At 69.2% G+C, this 455-nt stretch carries 1 protein-coding gene; it reads right to left on the reverse strand.

Features of this window, described 5'->3' with window-relative positions; genetic code table 11:
- Window positions 1-455 (reverse strand): alpha-amylase family glycosyl hydrolase (locus tag ACQRUO_RS39700; RefSeq protein WP_428321032.1); only part of this gene is annotated, 455 nt, incomplete at both ends.

Below are 455 nucleotides of genomic sequence, written 5' to 3' on the forward strand. Positions count from 1 at the left end.
CGCAGGCCGTCGATGTGGAACTCCTCGCACCAGTAGAGGGCGTTGGCGACGAGGAAGTTGCGTACTTCGGTGCGGCCGTAGTCGAAGGTGAGGGTGCCCCAGTCGGGGTGTTCGGCGCGGTGGGGGTCGGCTGGTTCGTAGAGGGGTTGGCCGTCGAAGCGGGCGAGGGCGAAGTCGTCCTTGGGGAAGTGGGCGGGGACCCAGTCGACAATCACGCCGATGCCGGCCTGGTGCAGGGTGTCGACCAGGTGGCGGAAGTCGTCGGGGGTGCCCAGGCGGGCGGTGGGGGCGTAGAAGCCGGTGACCTGGTAGCCCCAGGAGCCGCCGAAGGGGTGTTCCATGACGGGCATGAACTCGACGTGGGTGAAGCCGAGGCCGTGCAGGTAGTCGGGCAGTTCGGCGGCCAGCTCGCGGTAGCTCAGGCCCGGGCGCCAGGAGCCCAGGTGCAGCTCGTA

Origin of the sequence: Kitasatospora sp. LaBMicrA B282, assembly GCF_050325825.1 — a bacterium.
Classification (GTDB): Bacteria; Actinomycetota; Actinomycetes; order Streptomycetales; family Streptomycetaceae; genus Kitasatospora.